The following is a 1,515-nucleotide window of genomic DNA, read 5'->3' on the forward strand; positions in this document are numbered from 1 at the left end:
CAATGCCGGGAAGTTAGGGCGTTGAGGTTGGTGTCAAGATCTCGCGGTCGGTCGTGAGAGTTACCTGTATCGGGTAGGTCTTGTGGTCGATCGCGGGGCCGCGGGCGTTGTACTTGCTGATCGCGCGTTTGCGGATGCGTTGGCGGGTGCGTGGTCGTCTGGCGGGTAGGAGATCGGCCAGGACCGCGGCTCCGATGACGCCGATCAGGTCGATCGCGGTCTGGTGGCGGGTCTGCTGGATGGTGGTGATCTGGTCACGGGCGGTGTTCAGCGCGATGGTGAACGAGGCCCGGTCCGGGTCCAGGCGCGCGTCGCTGTTGGTCGCGTCGGTCATCGCGGTCCGCAGCAGCTGGTAGCAGGTCAGCAGGGCGTAGATCTCCTGGATCACGCCGTCCGGGGTCCTTGCGCGCAGGACCCTGCCGCCCAGGATCGTGGACTTCAGTTCGTAGAACGCTGTCTCGATCTCCCACCGCTGGTGGTAGAGCCGGACCAGGGCCGCCGCGGGCGCTTTGCCGGGGTGCAGGAGCGTGGTGATCAGCCGGTAGGCCTCGCTCCTGGTGGTCCCGTCCGGCGTGGTCACGGTGATCTGGGCGTCCAGGACACGCACCAGGGTCGGTCCGTGCCAGGCCAGCCACGACCCGTCCGCGAACGACAGGACGCGGTTCAGGCGGGGTGCGTTCGACGTCGTCTTGAGCCGGAACAACAGATCCGCGCCGGTGCCGGCCAGCAGTGCGAACAGGTCACGGGCCGGGAAGTTCCGGTCGGCCAGGACCAGCATCCCGGGCCGCAGGGACCGGGTCAGACCGGTGGCCATGGCCAGCTCTCCGGTCGTGGTCGGCCCGAAGACCGCGTCGACCAGGGTCCGGGTCCCGCACGCGACCAGTGCGACGACCCGGACCCCGGGATACCCGCCTCCACCCCCCAGCACGGTCGGCTGACGGCGGAACACCGCCTCGTTCGCTTCTCCAGCAGGGATCGCGACCTGGGTGCCGTCGATCGCCGCGACCAGCAGACCTCGCCATGACACGGCAGCGGTCGTGGCCGCAGGCCCCCGCAGCAGATCGAACAGTGCCCGCAGCGGAGCGACGCCCACCCGGCGCAGAGCCTGGCTGATCGCCGCCGAAGACGGCGTGACGAACACACCCCCGAGCCCGCCGACCAACCGGGCCCAGACCTGCCGCCATCCCAGGTGCTCGAACAACGCCCCGGCCAGCAGCAGGTAGACCACCACCCGCGCCGGCAGCAGTCGCGCCCGCTGCTCGACCCTGCCGGTCTCGGCCAGCACCGCATCGACGACCTCAGGCGGAACCTGCGCAGTCAGCTCTCCCAGATGCCCCGGAGCGAACACACCAGGGGCTGACACGGCACGGACATTGATGACAGGATCGAACACGGCGAAGCTCCTGCGGTGAAGGCTGTCTTGGCGGACTGCTCTCAACTACAGGAGCTTCGCTGCTGCTACCAGCACAAACACGGTCTTGACACCACACGCAACGCCCTAACTTCCCGGCATTG

General features: G+C 68.6%; 1 protein-coding gene. It reads right to left on the reverse strand.

Annotation, left to right across the window (positions count from 1 at the left end):
- Positions 1-13 precede the first annotated feature (13 nt).
- Positions 14-1,393, reverse strand: a complete 1,380-nt coding sequence (locus HLB15_RS23585; protein WP_212760290.1) for an IS4 family transposase — start codon at positions 1,391-1,393, stop codon at positions 14-16.
- Positions 1,394-1,515: the final 122 nt, after the last annotated feature.

It is taken from the genome of Promicromonospora citrea, assembly GCF_013004695.1.
GTDB classification, from domain to species: Bacteria; Actinomycetota; Actinomycetes; order Actinomycetales; family Cellulomonadaceae; genus Promicromonospora; species Promicromonospora citrea.